Annotated in this window: 17 protein-coding genes; 12 read left to right on the forward strand and 5 right to left on the reverse strand. The window is 71.9% G+C overall.

What is annotated here, in order from left to right:
* The first annotated feature begins 10 nt into the window (after positions 1-10).
* From DNL27_RS05410 to DNL27_RS05425, 4 genes are all read left to right on the forward strand, one after another.
* Entirely contained in the window at positions 11-988 is a 978-nt protein-coding gene (locus tag DNL27_RS05410) for an ABC transporter ATP-binding protein (protein WP_112234927.1), read from the forward strand.
* On the forward strand, positions 970-2,814 hold the full coding sequence (locus tag DNL27_RS05415; protein WP_239494465.1) for a hypothetical protein: 1,845 nt from the start codon (positions 970-972) through the stop codon (positions 2,812-2,814). The genes DNL27_RS05410 and DNL27_RS05415 overlap by 19 nt, the downstream gene beginning before the upstream one ends.
* Positions 2,815-2,846: 32 nt before the next feature.
* Positions 2,847-3,191 (forward strand): DUF3039 domain-containing protein, encoded by a 345-nt coding sequence (locus DNL27_RS05420; RefSeq protein WP_186320804.1) that lies wholly within the window; start codon positions 2,847-2,849, stop codon positions 3,189-3,191.
* A gap of 431 nt (positions 3,192-3,622) precedes the next feature.
* A complete protein-coding gene (locus tag DNL27_RS05425; RefSeq protein WP_041297556.1) occupies positions 3,623-5,404 on the forward strand; it encodes a DEAD/DEAH box helicase in 1,782 nt (593 codons plus the stop codon).
* A 174-nt stretch (positions 5,405-5,578) separates the two neighbouring features.
* Here the strand turns inward: DNL27_RS05425 and DNL27_RS05430 are convergent, their stop codons facing one another.
* Entirely contained in the window at positions 5,579-6,196 is a 618-nt protein-coding gene (locus DNL27_RS05430) for an isochorismatase family protein (protein ID WP_012398064.1), read from the reverse strand.
* Between the two features lie 14 nt (positions 6,197-6,210).
* Positions 6,211-7,548, reverse strand: coding sequence for a nicotinate phosphoribosyltransferase (locus DNL27_RS05435; RefSeq protein WP_012398065.1), 1,338 nt, complete (start codon positions 7,546-7,548; stop codon positions 6,211-6,213).
* A gap of 65 nt (positions 7,549-7,613) precedes the next feature.
* On the opposite strand from DNL27_RS05435, the gene clpS reads away from it, so the two are divergent.
* From clpS to DNL27_RS05475, 8 genes are all read left to right on the forward strand, one after another.
* Positions 7,614-7,964 (forward strand): ATP-dependent Clp protease adapter ClpS, encoded by a 351-nt coding sequence (clpS, locus tag DNL27_RS05440; protein ID WP_012398066.1) that lies wholly within the window; start codon positions 7,614-7,616, stop codon positions 7,962-7,964.
* Positions 7,964-8,524 (forward strand): DUF2017 domain-containing protein, encoded by a 561-nt coding sequence (locus DNL27_RS05445; protein ID WP_012398067.1) that lies wholly within the window; start codon positions 7,964-7,966, stop codon positions 8,522-8,524. Before clpS ends, DNL27_RS05445 begins: the two co-directional genes overlap by 1 nt.
* Before the next feature lie 68 nt (positions 8,525-8,592).
* Complete coding sequence (gene murI / locus DNL27_RS05450; RefSeq protein WP_112234928.1) at positions 8,593-9,486, forward strand: glutamate racemase; 894 nt, start codon at positions 8,593-8,595, stop codon at positions 9,484-9,486.
* Positions 9,487-9,511: 25 nt separating this feature from the next.
* Positions 9,512-10,351, forward strand: a complete 840-nt coding sequence (locus DNL27_RS05455) for an MBL fold metallo-hydrolase (RefSeq protein ID WP_112234929.1) — start codon at positions 9,512-9,514, stop codon at positions 10,349-10,351.
* Positions 10,352-10,361: 10 nt separating this feature from the next.
* On the forward strand, positions 10,362-11,171 hold the full coding sequence (rph, locus tag DNL27_RS05460) for a ribonuclease PH (protein WP_050738040.1): 810 nt from the start codon (positions 10,362-10,364) through the stop codon (positions 11,169-11,171).
* On the forward strand, positions 11,161-11,838 hold the full coding sequence (gene rdgB / locus DNL27_RS05465) for an RdgB/HAM1 family non-canonical purine NTP pyrophosphatase (protein WP_112234930.1): 678 nt from the start codon (positions 11,161-11,163) through the stop codon (positions 11,836-11,838). The genes rph and rdgB overlap by 11 nt, the downstream gene beginning before the upstream one ends.
* Positions 11,839-11,841: 3 nt before the next feature.
* Complete coding sequence (locus DNL27_RS05470) at positions 11,842-12,702, forward strand: phosphotransferase family protein (protein WP_012398072.1); 861 nt, start codon at positions 11,842-11,844, stop codon at positions 12,700-12,702.
* Between the two features lie 41 nt (positions 12,703-12,743).
* Positions 12,744-13,325: a 3'-5' exonuclease gene (locus DNL27_RS05475; RefSeq protein WP_112234931.1), complete on the forward strand. Its 582-nt coding sequence runs from the start codon at positions 12,744-12,746 to the stop codon at positions 13,323-13,325.
* A gap of 80 nt (positions 13,326-13,405) precedes the next feature.
* Here DNL27_RS05475 and DNL27_RS05480 read toward each other — a convergent pair whose 3' ends face one another.
* From DNL27_RS05480 to DNL27_RS12130, 3 genes are all read right to left on the reverse strand, one after another.
* The gene (locus DNL27_RS05480) at positions 13,406-14,452 is read right to left on the reverse strand and encodes an ADP-ribosylglycohydrolase family protein (protein WP_112234932.1); all 1,047 of its coding nucleotides are present in this window, start codon (positions 14,450-14,452) and stop codon (positions 13,406-13,408) included.
* Between the two features lie 72 nt (positions 14,453-14,524).
* The gene (locus DNL27_RS05485) at positions 14,525-15,304 is read right to left on the reverse strand and encodes a hypothetical protein (protein ID WP_112234933.1); all 780 of its coding nucleotides are present in this window, start codon (positions 15,302-15,304) and stop codon (positions 14,525-14,527) included.
* A 338-nt stretch (positions 15,305-15,642) separates the two neighbouring features.
* Positions 15,643-16,065 carry a DUF6318 family protein gene (locus DNL27_RS12130; RefSeq protein ID WP_162627101.1) on the reverse strand — a complete coding sequence of 141 codons (423 nt, stop codon included), beginning with the start codon at positions 16,063-16,065 and terminating at the stop codon, positions 15,643-15,645.
* Positions 16,066-16,087 lie beyond the last annotated feature (22 nt).

Below are 16,087 nucleotides of genomic sequence, written 5' to 3' on the forward strand. Positions count from 1 at the left end.
GCGTGGGGCCATGAGCATCCCACCGAACGGACCCACGACGCCGCGCCGCGAGCCCGCTGCGGACGCCGTGCCCCCGGCCGAGACCCAGGTCCCACGAGACGGCACGGCGCCCGCGCCGTGGTCACCTCAGGACCACGACGCCGCGGGGCCGGACACCACACCGCGCCCGGCTGCCGGGGTCCCCGGGAGCGGGGCAGCGGCCCCGGGTGCCGCGGCACTCGTGCTGCGGGAGCTCACCAAGATTTACGGGCACGGGTCCCGGCCCGCGGCCGACCGCGTGGACCTCACCGTGCCGCGCGGCTCGTTCTACGGCCTGGTGGGGCGCAACGGTGCGGGCAAGACCACCACGCTGTCCATGGCCACCGGCCTGCTGCGCCCCACCTCCGGGCAGGTGCTCGTGGGAGGCGGCAGCCGGGACGAGCTCGCGGACGTGTGGCGTGACCCCGTCACGGCCAAGCGCCGCATGGGCGTGCTCCCGGACGGAGCCCACCTCTTCGACCGGCTCACGGGCCGCCAGCTCGTGGCCTACTCGGGTCTGCTGCGCGGCATGGACCGCCAGCTCGTCAAGGAACGCACCGAGGACCTGATCACCGCGATGGACCTGCAGGACGCCGCCGGGCGCCAGGTGCAGGACTACTCCGCCGGCATGACCAAGAAGATCGCCCTGGCCGCGGCCATGATCCACGCGCCCAGCCTGCTGGTGCTGGACGAGCCGTTCGAGTCCGTGGACCCGGTCTCCGCCGCCAACATCCGCTCCCTGCTGCACCAGTACACGCAGTCCGGCGGCACCGTGGTGGTCTCCAGCCACGTGATGGACCTGGTGCAGCGCATGTGCGACCACGTGGCCGTGATGGACCAGGGGCGTGTGCTCGCCCAGGGGACCATGGCGCAGGTCTGCGACGGCATGTCCTTGGAGGACCGTTTCGTGTCCTTCGTGGGCGGCCGCACCGAGGCGGGGGAGGGGCTGCAGTGGCTTCGACCGGAGTGAACCAGACCCCCGGCGGTGCGCTGCCGGAGCCGTCGGCGCACGGCCGTGACGGCACGGCTGCCGTGCCGGGCGGCATCGACCCCGGGACCCGCGCTCCCGCGGCGGCCCACGGCACGGCTGTGCCCGGTGGGGCGGCCGACCGGCCGTTGGCGCCCGAGCGGCAGGAACCCGTGCCCGACGCCGCCGTCCCCGCCTCCGTGCGCCCCGCGTCGTCCGGGCAGGAGCGCGTGAGACACCGCTTGCGCGTGCTCGAGGAGGCGCGGCGGCTCGCGGGGCTGAAGTGGCACATCCTCGTCAACACGCTGACCCGCAGCACGTGGATCCTGGTGGGTACCGTCCTGGGAGGGCTCTACGCCCTGTCCATCCTGGCCATGCTGCTGGGTGGGATGTTCTTCCTGGGGTCCGAGCCACTGGAGGTGGTGACCGCGGCGTCCGTCCTGGGTGGCACCACCGTGCTGCTGGGCTGGTGGGTGGTGCCCGTGCTCACCTCCAAGGCTGATGCCACGCTGGACCCCGCCCGGCTGGGCCTGTTCCCGCTGAGCACCCCGGGGGTGCTGGCCGGTCAGGTGGTCGGCGCGGTCATCGGGATTCCCGGGATCCTCACGGTCATCGCGCTGGTCGGGTGGCTGTTCTGCTGGCGTTCCTCCCTGCCCGCCGTGGTCGCCGCCGCGCTGTGCGCGGTCCTGGCGGCGCTGCTGGCGTTCACGGGGGCGCGCTGCGCCGCCGCGCTGGCGGCTCGGCTGGCCAAGGGACGGCGTTCCACCGAGATCGTCTCGGTGCTCAGCCTGCTCCTCGTCGTGCTGCTGGCCCCGATCATCACGTCGGTGGCCACCGGCGTGGAGCGCGTGTGGGACAGGCTGCCCGGCTGGGCCGCGGTGCTGTCCTGGACGCCGCTCGGTGCGGTCTGGGCCGTCCCGGGTGACGTGGCACAGGGGCACTGGGGCGCCGCCCTGCTCCGCCTCCTCATCGTGCTGGCCACCCTCGTGGCGCTCGTGGTCGCGGCGCAGTTCGCGCTGGACCGGGCACTGGGCGACGCCGCCGGGGGAGCCGCGCGCGCCACGGGCAGGTCCGCGGTGGGCATCGGTCTGCTCGGCCGCTTCCCGTCCGCTCCGTGGGGCGCGGTCGCGGCGCGGTGTCTGACCTACTGGCTCAGGGACCCCCGGTACTCGGCGTCCCTGCTCACGGTTCCGGCCATGGGCGCGGCGCTCTGGTTCATGAGCGGTGAGGGGGGAACCGCCATGTGGCTGCTGCCCCCTCTGGTCGCCCTGCTGATGTCCTACTCGATATCGGCGGACATCTCCTACGACAACACCGCGTTCAGCCTGCACCTGCTGGCCCCGGTGCCCGGGTGGGCCGACCGCCTGGGACGCGTGGTGGCCATGCTGATCGTGACCACGCCACTGCTGCTGATCGCCACCGCGCTGTGGCTGGCCCGGGTGCAGCGCTGGGACGCGCTGCCGGCGATGCTCGGTGTCTGCCTCGCGCTGCTGCTGTGCGGGGCGGGGCTGGTCTCGGTGGTCTCCGCGCGCTACACGTACCCCACGCCGCCGCCGGGGGCCTCGCCGCTGAAGACTCCGCAGGGCTTCACGCTGCTGAACCTCGTGGTGCAGTTCGTCACCATGGGGCTCATCGTGGTGCTCGCGCTGCCCTCGATCGTCGCGCTGTTCGTGTTCCTCGGCTCGGGTGCCGCGCTGTGGGGCTGGATCGCCGTGGCGGTGGCCCTCGCGGAGGGCGCGGCGCTGCTGTGGATCGGTGTGCACCTGGGCGGAAAGTGGTTGGACGCCCGCGGTCCGGAGATGCTGCAGGAGGTCGCAGGCTACCGCTGAGCCGGGATCGGGGAAGGGGCCCACGGGGTACAGTGGTGGACATGGACACCACCGAAGCCCAGCACGTCGGGGGCCCCTTCTCGCGGTCCTCCCGGGTGCTGAACAGCACCGAGTCAGGCACGGAGACCGTGGGGGGAACCGCCACGATCGAGCGGGAAGAGACCCAGCAGTTCGCGGAACCCGGTGACCACGAGCGGTTCGCCCACTACGTCCGCAAGGAGAAGATCATGGAGTCGGCGCTGTCCGGCGAACCCGTGATCGCCCTGTGCGGCAAGGTGTGGACCCCCGGTCGCGATCCCCAGCGCTTCCCGGTGTGCCCGGAGTGCAAGGAGATCTACCAGGGTCTGCGCCCCGGCAAGGACCAGCCCGAGAACTGACAGCACCACCGCAGCACCCCCGTCCCGCCCCGCGGGACACCGGCGGCGCCCGCGCAGCGGGCGCCGTTGCCGTGCCGGGCGACGGCGCTGCGGACTGCACCGCGCGACGGCACGGGCCCGTTCTCCGACGCCGGTGATCGGCACCTCGCGCCTGACCCGGCCGCGGTGCGCGTGCCGGCACGGGAAGTCGACACCGGCTTCGGACGTCGGCACCACCCGAGCGATCCCCGGGAACTGCGCCGCGGCGGCGTCGTCGGGCGAGGGGTGCCGAGGACGGGCGACAGGACCGGGGAAGTGCGGAACGGGCGCGGGGCAACCCCTGCCCGCGGACCCGACCGGGCGGCGTCGTCCGCAAGAACTCTGGAGAAACGGTGGAAACGCGCGCCACAGCGCGCGGAGAGGACGAGCACCACGTGTCTGAGAACGACCAGATGTCCCTGTTCGGGGCGGCGGCCGACCTGCCTCCGGCGTACCCGGATCGAGCGGCGTGGGGCACTGCCCCCAAGCTGCGTGCCTGGCAGGCGGAGGCCATCCAGCGCTACGAGCAGGCGCAGCCGCGGGACTTCATGGCCGTGGCGACCCCCGGCGCCGGCAAGACCACCTTCGCGCTCACCGTGGCCAAGAAGCTGCACGACGCCGGTGTGGTCCAGCGCGTGACCGTGGTGACCCCCACCGAGCACCTGAAACGGCAGTGGGCGGACGCCGCCGCTCGCGTGGGGCTCGCCATCGACCCCAACTTCAAGAACGCGGACGGCCAGCACGGGCGGGGCTACATGGGTGCGGCGGTGACGTACGCACAGGTGGCGAACAAGCCGCTGCTGCACCGGGCCCGGACCGAGGCCGGACGCACGCTGGTGATCATGGACGAGATCCACCACGCGGGTGACGCGCTGTCCTGGGGTGACGGGCTGCGCGAGGCCTTCGAGCCGGCCACCCGTCGGCTCGCGCTCACGGGTACGCCCTTCCGCTCGGACACCTCGCCCATTCCGTTCGTGCGCTACGAGGAGGACGGGGACGGCATCCGCCGCTCCACGGCCGACTACACGTACGGCTACGGCAACGCGCTGCAGGACCACGTGGTGCGCCCCGTGATCTTCATGGCCTACTCGGGGCAGATGCGGTGGCGGACCTCGGCGGGTGAGGAGATGGCCGCGCAGCTGGGGGAGGGCTTCACCAAGGACATCACGTCCCACGCGTGGCGCACGGCCCTGGACCCGCAGGGCCAGTGGATCCCGTCCGTTCTGCGCGCCGCGGACCAGCGCCTGACCCAGGTGCGCCGCACCGTGCCGGATGCGGGGGCGCTCGTGATCGCGACCGACCACCAGGACGCCAAGGCCTACGCCGAGCAGCTGCACGCGCTCACGGGGGAGCGGCCCACCGTGGTGCTCTCCGACGACAAGGCCGCCTCGAACAAGATTGACCAGTTCTCGGAGTCGGACAAGCGCTGGATGGTGGCCGTGCGCATGGTCTCCGAGGGGGTGGACGTGCCCCGCCTCGCGGTGGGGGTCTACGCGACGTCCACGTCCACGCCGCTGTTCTTCGCCCAGGCCGTGGGCCGCTTCGTGCGCGCCCGCAAGCGCGGGGAGACCGCGTCGGTGTTCCTGCCGTCGGTGCCCGTGCTCATGGCGCTCGCCAACTCCATGGAGGAGGAGCGGGACCACGCGCTGGACAAGCCCAAGAGCGTGCCCGACGTCGTGGACTTCGACCAGCCCATGGAGACCGGCTGGGACGACGACCTGCTGGAGGAGGCCAACCGTGAGGAGCGTGCCTCGTCCGCGCTCGCGCAGGGCAACTTCCAGGCCCTGGACTCGGACGCGTCCTTTCACGGTGTGCTCTTCGACGGCGGCGCGTTCGGCGGCGGCGCGGCCGTGGGCTCGGAGGAGGAGGCCGAGTACCTCGGGATCCCCGGCCTGCTGGATCCCGAGCAGGTCTCCGAGCTGCTGCGGGAGCGCCAGTCGCGCTCGGCCCAGCGGCAGGGCGGCGGCACGGCCCCCGAGCAGCCCCCGGTCCCGGACCACCGGCGGCTCAAGGACCTGCGGGCCCAGCTGTCCAAGAACGTCTCGGCGTGGTCCGCGCGCACGGGCACACCGCACGGCGTGATCCACAACGAGCTGCGCACCAAGTGCGGCGGTCCGCCCGTCGCGCAGGCCTCGGAGGAGCAGCTCAACGCGCGTCTCGCGATGCTGCAGCGCTGGTTCATCGGCCGCAAGTAGCGCCAGGGGCGCGACGCCGCTCGGCCGGGTCCCCGACGCCCCGCGCGCCGTACTGTGGGGCGCCCGGCCCCGCACCGCCTCGCGCGGATGCGCCCGGGACCGCCTCCCGAACCGGGCCGGCTCCCCTCCCACACCGAGCTGCAGCCCACGGGGCCGCGCCCGGCGGGGGAGACGTCAGGGCAGGTCGGTGAGGACCTCCACGCCCACGTCCTCCAGCTCCGCGACGGCGCGCTCGCCGCCCTCCTCGGACACGGGTGCCGTGAGAGGCAGCAGCAGCCGGGTCTCGTAGCCGGCGTCCACCGCGTCGCGTGCGGTGGCCAGCACGCAGTGGTCCAGGGCGAGCCCCACCACGTCCACGGCCTCGACGTCGCGCTCGCGGAGCCAGTCGTCGAGGCTCACGCGGTCCTCGTCCGCGGCCTCCTCGGGCTCTCCCATGGGGACGTCCACGTCCGGGGCGGACAATCCCTCGAAACCCGAGTAGGCGGCGTCGTACGCGCCCTTGCGGAAGAACTCGGTGACGTGCTCGGTGTCGAGGTCCGGGTGGGTCTCCGCGCCCGGGGTGTCCGCCACGCAGTGGACGGGCCAGCTCGTGACCCAGTCCGGGGTGTCGCTGAAGTGCTCTCCCGGGTCCACGTGCCAGTCCTGCGTGGCCGCGACCGCGGCGTAGTCCGCGTGGTGGTCCTCGAGGTACTCGGAGATCCCCGCGGCCACCGCGGCGCCCCCGGCGACGGCCAGGCTGCCGCCCTCACAGAAGTCGTTCTGGACGTCCACGATCAGCAGTGCAGTGCGCACGGTGTCCTCCCTGCTCAGTGTGCGGTTCCGGGTTCGATCACGGTGGGGATCACGGGCTCGCCCTCGGAGAGCCGACGGGCGGCGCGGGGCAGCTCGGCCACGGAGGCCGCATGGCGCTCGCGCGCCCTGCGCACGCCGGCCGGGCCCGTGAAGCCCTCGCGCAGCTCCCCGCCGGTGACGTAGTCCACGAGCAGGGGGCGGTCGTCGCCGTCGTCCTGGGGCGTGTGGGACACGCCCACGATCTCGTGCGTGGCCACGCCCTGCGGATTGCGACGCCGCAGCGCGTGCTTCTCGCCGCCCACCGACGCCTTCCCGGAGGAGGCCTTCGCCACGGGTTCCATGGTGCCGGAGACGCCCTCGCGCGAGACGAGCTTGTAGACCATCGAGGAGGTGGGCGCCCCCGATCCCGTGACCAGGCGGGTGCCCACGCCGTAGGAGTCCACGGGGGCGGCGCGCAGCGCGGCGATCGCGTACTCGTCCAGGTCGCTCGTGACCGTGATGCGGGTGTTGGGGTTGCCGAGCTTGTCCAGCAGAGCGCGCACGGAGGCCGCCTGGGTCACCAGGTCGCCCGAGTCCAGGCGCACGCCGCCCAGGTCCGGGCCCGCGATCTCGACGGCCAGACGGACGGCCCGTTCGACGTCGTACGTGTCCACCAGCAGCGTGGTGGACACGCCCAGGGCGTCGAGCTGCGCGCGGAAGGCCTGCTCCTCGGAGTCGTGCAGCAGCGTGAAGGAGTGGGCGGCCGTGCCCACGGTCCGCACGCCGTAGCGGAAGCCCGCCTCCAGGTTGGAGGTGGACTCGAAGCCCGCGACCACGGCGGCACGGGCGGCCGCGACCGCCGCCTGCTCGTGGGCACGGCGCGACCCCATCTCGATGCACGGCCGGTCACCCGCGGCACCCACCATGCGCGAGGCGGCGGAGGCCACGGCGGAGTCGAAGTTGAGCACGGAGAGGATGTAGGTCTCCAGCACGCACGCCTCGGCGAAGGAGGACTCGACGCTCAGCAGCGGGGAGTGCGGGAAGTAGGTCTCGCCCTCCGCGTAGCCGCGGATCTGGCCCGTGAAGCGGAAGTTCTCCAGGTACGCCACCGTGGCGGCGTCCACCACGCGGGTGTCACGCAGGAAGCGCAGCTGCTCGTCCGTGAAGCGGAACTGCTCCAGGCCCTCCAGGACGCGCCCCACCCCGGCGAGGACCCCGTAGCGGCGGCCGTGCGGCAGGCGGCGGGAGAAGACCTCGAACACGCTGCGCCGGGACGCCGTGCCCGCGCGCAGCGCGGCCTGCAGCATCGTGAGCTCGTAGTGGTCCGTCAACAGGGACGTGGGCTGTGGGTGCCAGGAGGAGTGCTCGTTCACGCTGCCAGCCTAGTGCGCCGTTCACGGTGAGCACATCCGCGCGACCCACGGCTACCATGGGTGCGATGTCCACTTCTGCTGCTCCGGCCCCCGTCCTCGCGCCCGGCGTCCTGGTGAGCGCGGCCCCTGCGGAGTCCCCCACGGTGGCCCGCGAGGACCAGGCGGCCACCGCCATGAACGTCCCGTGGAACGTGGTGGTCTGGGACGACCCCGTGAACCTCATGAGCTACGTGGTCTACGTGTTCCGGGCGCACTTCGGCTACTCGGACGCCAAGGCCCGCACCCTTATGCTCGAGGTCCACCACAGCGGCCGCTCGATCGTGTTCACCGGCTCCCTGGAGGAAGCCGAGGCCCACGTGAGCTCGCTGCACGGGTACGGACTGTGGGCCACGTACGAGAAGGCGGGGGAGAACTGATGGCGCACGGTTTCAAGCGCACGCGCAAGGGCATCGTGGGCCGCTTCGAGGCACCCGAGGTGCGGCTGCTGCAGAAGCTGTTCGCGGACGTGGGGGAGACCCTCGAGCCCGAGCCCCGGCAGACGGAGGACCCCCTGGAAGCGCTCGTCGGGTGGGACGAGGACGTCCCCGAGCCGCAGGACCCGGCGCTGCGCAGGCTGCTGCCCGCGGCGTCGTCGGACCCGGAGCAGGCCGCCGAGTTCCGCCGGCTCACCGACCGCTCGCTGCGCGAACGCAAGATGGCGGCGCTGCGGGCCTCGTCCCTCGCGCTCGAGGCCGAGCCCGTCGTGCTGAGCACCGAGCAGGCGCAGGACTTCGCGCGCTCGCTCAACGACGTCCGCCTGGTGCTTGCCGCGCGGCTGGGCATCGACTCCACCGAGGACGCCGAACGGGTGGGCGAGCTCACGGACTTCGGGCGGGCCGAGTCCGTGGAGCAGTACATGGGCGTGGTGTACAACTTCGTGTCCTGGCTGCAGGAGTCCCTGATGAACGCGCTGCTGAAGACCCTGCCCGGCGCGTGAGCCGTACGCACCGGCACAGTTCGTCTCATGTGGGCGGGTGGCGCCGGGACGCACTACAGTTTTCCGTTATGCAGGCTGAGCCCGAACGTCGCCCCGGACCGAATCCCAACTCGCCCATCGGCGTGTTCGACTCGGGTGTGGGCGGGCTCACGGTGGCCCGGTCTATCATCGACCAGCTGCCCAACGAGGAGATCCTCTACGTGGGGGACACCGCGAACGGACCCTACGGCCCCCTGCCCATCGCGCAGGTGCGCTCGAACGCGCTGCGGATCATGGACGACCTCGTGGACTCCGGCGTCAAGCTGCTGGTGATCGCGTGCAACACGGCCTCGGCGGCGGTGCTTCGGGACGCCCGTGAGCGCTACACGCGCGGGTACAGCATCCCCGTGACCGAGGTGATCCAGCCCGCCGTGCGACGCGCCGTGGCCACCACGCGCTCCGGACGCGTGGGGGTGATCGGCACCGAGGCCACCATCGGCTCTCGGGCCTACGACGACACCTTCGCGGCGGCCCCGCAGCTGGAGATCACGTCCGTGGCGTGCCCCGCCTTCGTGGAGTACGTGGAACGGGGTGTGACCTCCGGGCCCGAGCTGCTGAGCACCGCCCAGGAGTATCTGCAGCCCCTCAAGGACGCCCAGGTGGACACCCTGGTGCTCGGCTGCACCCACTACCCGCTGCTCACGGCCGTGATCTCCTACGTGATGGGCGAGAGCGTGAACCTGGTCTCCTCCGCCGAGGAGACCGCCCGCGACGTCTACCGCAGCCTGCTGGACAACGGCCTCGAGCGGGACCCGTCCCTGGCGCCCCACCACGAGTTCCTCGCCACGGGGGACCCGGCGAGCTTCGAGGTCCTGGCCCAGCGCTTCCTGGGACCGGAGGTGCTGCGCGTGCGCCACACCTCCTCCGTGGCCGAGCAGTACCCCACCGGCTCCCTCTCGACGATCCACCCGGCTCAGCGCTGAGCCGGCAGCAGAAAGGCGCGATCCCATGATCCTCACCGTGGTCGGCAACTCGGGCAGCTTCCCGGGCCCGAACTCCCCGGCGTCCTGCTACCTGGTGTCGGGCCAGGACGCGGAGGGGCGCACGTGGCGGATCGTGCTGGACATGGGCAACGGAGCCCTGGGCACGCTGCAGCGCTACATCGACCTGCACGCGATCGACGCGATCATGCTCTCCCACCTGCACCCGGACCACTGCGTGGACGTGGGAGGACTCCACGTGGCGGTCAAGTGGGATCCCCGAGGCTGGAACGCCGGGACCATACCCCTCTACGGGCCCTCCGCGACGCACACCTATCTCAACCAGCTGCACATGCTGCCCCCCGAGCACTCGATGGCCACGGAGTTCGACTTCCACGTGTGGCAGCCGGGCCGGCCCGTGACGGTGGGCCCCTTCACGGTCGCCGCGTTCCCGGTGAACCATCCCTGCCCCGAGCCGTTCGCGCTGCGCGTGGAGTACCACGGGCCGCACGGCACCGAGGTGCTCACGTACTCCGGGGACACCGACTCGTGCGACGAGCTGGTGGCCGCGGCCCGGGACGCGGACGTGTTCCTGTGCGAGGCGGCCTACGAGGAGGGCCGGGAGGACCACCTGCGCGGGATCCACCTCACCGGCCGACGCGCGGGGGAGGCCGCCACCGCGGCACACGTGCGGCGCCTGCTGCTGACCCACCTGCCCGTGTGGAACGACCCCGAGGTCACGGCGGGGGAGGCCGCCGAGGTGTTCGCGGGGTCCGTGTCCGTGGCCCTGCCCGGCAGGAGCTACGACGTCGCCGGGCCGACCGATCGTTCGTTCGATGCGTTGGCACGGGCCGGAACCGCGGACTAGTCTGGCACCCATGACTTCGCCTACCGATCCGGCACGATCCACCGCGAACCCCACGGGCGAGGGCGGCACCGCATCACCCGCCGTGGTGCGGGCCGATGGACGCTCCGTCGCGGAGCTGCGGCCCATCACGATCACCCGCGGCTGGTCCGAGCAGGCGGAGGGCTCCGCGCTGATCGAGTTCGGAGGCACCCGCGTGCTGTGCACCGCCTCGCTCACGGAGGGCGTGCCCCGCTGGCTCAAGGGCGAGGGGCGCGGCTGGGTCACCGCGGAGTACGCGATGCTCCCGCGCGCCACGTCCACCCGCTCCGCCCGCGAGTCCGTCAAGGGCAAGATCGGCGGGCGCACCCACGAGATCTCCCGGCTGATCGGGCGCTCGCTGCGCTCCATCATCGACCTCGAGGCCCTCGGCGAGAACACCGTGGTGCTCGACTGCGACGTCCTGCAGGCCGACGGCGGCACCCGCACCGCCTCCATCACCGGCGCCTACGTGGCGCTTGCCGAGGCCATCAACTGGGCCCACGACAACGGCGTGCTCAAGCGCCGCGTGAACCCCCTGACCGACTCCGTGGCGGCCGTCTCCGTGGGCATCATCGACGGTGTCCCCATGCTGGACCTGCCGTACGTGGAGGACGTCCGCGCCGAGACCGACATGAACGTGGTGGTCACGGGCTCGGGCGACTTCGTGGAGGTCCAGGGCACCGCGGAGGGCGCCCCGTTCCGCCGTGACGAGCTCGACGCGCTGCTCGACCTCGCGGTCGCGGGTTGCTCCCAGCTCGCGCAGATCCAGCGGGAGACCCTGGAGAGCACCCGTGGCCGGTGACACGCCCGGCGCGCGGGTGGTGCTCGCCACGCACAACCAGGGCAAGGTCCGCGAGCTGCGGGCCATGCTCGCGGCGGCCGGCATCACCGATCCCGCCGCGGTGGTGGACGCGGGCGCGGCCGGCCTGGGCGACGTCGTCGAGACTGGGGTGACCTTCGCCGAGAACGCGCTGCTCAAGGCCCGCGCCGCGGCGGCCGCGACCGGTCTGGTGGCGCTCGCCGACGACTCCGGGCTCGCCGTGGACGTGATGGGCGGCTCCCCGGGGATCTTCTCCGCGCGCTGGTCCGGTCGCCACGGCGACGACGCCGCCAACCTGGCCCTGCTGCTCGCCCAGCTCGGCGACGTGGCGCCCGAGCACCGGTCCGCGCGCTTCGTGTGCGCCGCGGCGCTCGCGGCCCCGGACGGCACCGAGCACGTGGTCACGGGCGAGCTGCCCGGCCACATCCTTACCGCCCCGGCGGGGGAGAACGGCTTCGGCTACGACCCCGTCTTCGCCCCGGAGGGGGAGAACGGGCGCAGCCTCGCGCAGCTGGACGCCGAACACAAGAACCGGATCAGCCACCGGGCCCGGGCCATGGCAGCGGCCCTGCCGCTGCTGCTCGACCTGCTGCACGCGTCCGGCAGCGGCCACGCGGGCGCCCCGCTCCAACCGGAGTCCGAGGTCTGACCCATGACGTTCGCCTGCGGATACCTCCCGTTCGCCCGAGCCGTGGAAGCGGTCCTGGCGGAGGCCGGTGTCAGCGTGGAGCGCTCGGAGTGGGAGCTGCACGCGGGCGGGTCCGCGCACATCGTGGTCAACGCCGGGCACATGATGAGCGTGCGGATTGCCAAGAACCCCATGTCGGGGGAGAACGTCAGGCGCCGCACACGCGCACTGTCCCGCCTGCCGGAGTTCGACTTCGCGGTGCCCCGCCCCCTGACTCCCGTGATCCAGGACGGGCGCTACACCGCGGTGGGCATGACGTGGATCCCCGGGGCACCCCGGGATCCCGGCCCCGTGGACCCCGCGCAGCTGCACCGGGTGCTCGAGCAGATCCGCCACGCGGACGCATCAGCGGCCGAGCCATGGCTGGACCGCCCCGGTCAGCACTGGGGCGGGCACCGGCGGCGCCACGTGCTGCTGGAGCAGGTGCTGCCCCGGCTGCTGCCCCGCAACCGGGACCGCGCCCTGCACGCCATCCAGGACCTCGTGGCGCTGGAGAACGTGACGCCGCGGCTCGTGCACGGTGACCTGATGGGCTCCAACATGCTGTGGCAGGGGGATCACCTGGTCGGGGTGATCGACTGGGACCACGCGTGCCTGAGCGATCCCGCCTACGACGTCGCGTCCCTGGGTCTGTGGTTCGGCTGGCCCAGCGTGCGTGCGGCCACCGACGAGGAGTGCTTCGAGCGCGCCCGGCTGCACGCCAGGATCTTCCCGCTGCAGGCCGTGGCGTACGCGCTGCACCACGAGCTCGACACCGCGCAGGTCCGCCAGGCCGTGGAGAAGGCGGACGCGTGGTACGAGACCCGGGCGGTCGCCGTCGCGTGAGGCCCGGTGCCCGTGTCGGACCCCGTCCCTAGGGTGGACACGTGCCTGTCAGCTTCACCGCCATCGACTTCGAGACCGCCAACCGCAGCCTCGCCTCCGCGTGCGCCCTGGGCGTGGTGCGGGTGCGGGACGGGCAGGTGGTCGACACCAGGTACTCCCTCATCCGGCCGCCGGCCGACCACGACGCCTTCGAACCCGGCAACGTCCGGATCCACGGCATCCGGCCCGCCGAGGTCACGCACGCACCCACGTTCGACAGGCTGTGGGACTGGATGTGCGAGAACATCACGCCAGAGGACCCCGACGCCGTGCTCGTCGCGCACAACGCTGTGTTCGACACCGGCGTGGTCAAGGCCGCCAACCGCGCGTGCGGTCGGGACCCGAGGCCGTGGGACTACGCCTGCACGCTGCGCCTCGCGCGCGCGGCGTACACGCTGCGCTCCTATGCCCTGCCCTCGGCCTCCCGGGCGGCGGGCGCGGAGGTCGAGGACCACCACAACGCCCTCAGCGACGCGCTGGCGTGCGCGGGCATCGTCCTGGACCTCGCCCGGCGCAGCGGGGCGGACACGATGCCGGATCTCGCCGCCCACTACGGTGTGCGCCTCCAACGGGCGCTGCTGTGACGCGCCCGATCTGATCCGGAACCACGCGCAGCGCAGGGGCTGCCGCGGCCGCACCTCAGCGGTGCGTGCTCCCGTGCGGGTCACGGCCGCCAGAGTGAGAGCCAGGTCTTGGCCAGCGTGAGGAGCTCGGAGCGGGTTGTAAATGCCACCGGGGCCTGCGCGGACTCCCCAGGACCGTCGAGTCCCCAGCGCGCGGCCGCCACGGTGGTGGTCACGGCCCGCGCGGCTGCCTGGACCGTGTCGTGCCCGGGCAGCATGTCGGAGGCGCACCGGGCGACGTCGTCCCCGGAGTGCTGCGCCGTGGCGTCCGTGCCAGCGGCCGCTTCGAGCAGGGCGGCCAGTCCGCGCACGAGGGCGGTGGACGCGGCGTGCTCCGGTGCGGGGGCCGGTTCTGCGGGGTCCAGCAGTGCGCGGCGCGACCCGGGGTTTGTGCACGCGTGCAGCAGGTCCAGGGTGTGCGGGGCGGGGCGGGTGAGCAGGCCGCACACGCGGGCGGTCTCGGCCACCACCTCACGCAGTTCCGCCCCCGACGCACGGGCGCGGACCGCGGCGTGGACCGCCAGCGCCATGCCCACCGCGGCGGTCTGGGCCTCCGGGCTGCCGTGGGTGATGGCCGCGGAATCGACCGCGAGGGCCACGAGAGGCTTCCAGCCGATGCCCGGCAGCACACCGTAGGGGGCGGTGCGGGCCAGGAGCTCGGGGCTGGCGGCGAGCGGCAGCACGGGCCGCATGACCTCGCCCAGAGCACCGGTGGTCAGCGCATCGAACGTGTCCCCGCCGTGCTCACCCGGCGCGGCGAGAGTGGGGTGCTCCCGGTCGAAGCCGTCGGACGGTGGGTGGGGTGCATCCTCTGGCAGCCGCGCGCCGTTCTCGACCGCCCAGCGCAGGTACGCCAACCACGCACACGCGGTGGGATCGGCGTTCTGCCCGTCCGCGGCCCAGCGGGCCACCTCGTTCAGTGCGCTGACCGTGCGGGCGGCCAGCTGGGTGGACTGGTCGGGCCCCGGACCACCGGAGGCCACCCAGGGGGCCAGGACCACGCCGCGCACCGACCCCGGATAGGAGTCCGACGCCGCGTCCAGCCCGTGGTCTCGGTCCAGCAGTTCGGTTGAGTGCTCACGTGTCATGGGCCCAGTCTAGGAAGCCCGCGGGCCGGGGGTAGCCACGGCTAGAGACGGCACGGCCGGGGACGGCACGGGTCAGCGGGTCGAGCCCGGGCAGCCCACGCCCGAGGGGTTGATCCTGCAGTCGTCCGCCACGTTGTGCACGGTGGCCCGCCACACGCTCAGTCCCACGGGGGGCGAGGTGACCTGGTTGTAGCCCATGACCGGCTGCCACCCGGTGTCGGCGATGTCGTACTCGCCGTAGAACGAGGTGGTCAGCACCACGGAGAAGTCACCGGTGGAGCGGTACACGTGCGAGGTGTCGGTGGGAACGTCCCACTGACCGTCGGCCAGGGGAGCGCCCGTCAGCGGAGTGGGGCCCAGGGTGGCCCCGTCGCCGTAGTTCCAGGTGTACTGCACGGGGTAGGCGCGCACGGACACGGGGTACCCGCCCAGGGTGGTGGTGAACGTCTGGGGCTGGGCCACCGCGTACACGTTGGTGTTCATGTTCTTGAGGGTGTCGGGTGCGGGTTGCACGTGGCTCTCCGCGGGCGCCACCGCCAGCCGCTGGAAGTCCTGGATGGTGAAGACGGGCAGGGGCACGAAGCCGTCCTCCCCGGCGCCGTCCGCCTGCGCGTTGGACACGCACATCTGCGTGCCGCGTGCCGATCGCTGACCGTCCGAGGCCCCGCCCACCACGATGTCCATGTTCACGCCGGCCGCACCGGAATCGTCTGTGCACTCCTGCTGGGAGCGGCACCCGCGCAGGGCGGCGCCCTTCTCACCCGTGCACGGGTCCTGCAGGCCGTACGTGGTCCGGTTCTTGGCCGTATCCATGAGGCGGGCGTTGAAGAAGATGGAGTCGTCATTCGACATCAGGCGATCCCTGAGGGCCTTCTGGAACGCCGGGTCGGTATCGGGGTCCCATGCGGCACCGATAGCACCGGAGCCATTGCCCGCTTGGTGCGTTCCTTTCGGTGTAGTGCCAGCGTAGAGTTTAATTCTCAAGCTAAGTGCGATATCCGCGCCCTGCCCCTTAGCTCTATGCTCAACGCCGTTGAAGTCTCCAATTAATCCACTGCCGCCAGTTAGGTATTCCTGGGATGCGAATGCCATTCTCGAAGTAAAAAATCCAGGGAGTGCGATTGAGATAAATAGAATCACGCTTACGATGAGTAGTAACTGAGAGTGCCTGCGATCATCGGGGGAGGTGGTCACAATGATCCCCTTGGTGAAGCAGTGACATGAGTCCATTTGCCATCTCGGAAATCTACATAGATATCGATGAGGTCGGTTCGCTTAAAGGGCTCTTGCCGCACTGAAATGGCTTTATTAACCACGGTCATCGAACCCATGCTGTCAACAGATACCGGCAAGTTGTAGCCTCCATCTGCTCGCTTTTGAAAGCTCCCCTCGGGGATCTTGACGGCTTCCCAGCCCCCAACAGCCCAGCCGCCGCTCTCATAGAGCTCATCTATATCATCAAATTGTTCTGTGCAATTCGCGCACTCTGTAGCTGTCACCTCGCGCACGGGGGCGGTATCCCCGGTCTGCATTGCGTACCACTGCGCATCCGCCCGGTAGTTCAGGAACGCCTGCGCGCCGGCCTCTGTCTCCTGCGCGGCCTCCTTGGGCATCACCGGTTTCGGCACGTTGCGG

The organism is Kocuria sp. BT304, from assembly GCF_003290245.1.
Taxonomy (GTDB): domain Bacteria; phylum Actinomycetota; class Actinomycetes; order Actinomycetales; family Micrococcaceae; genus Kocuria; species Kocuria rhizophila_A.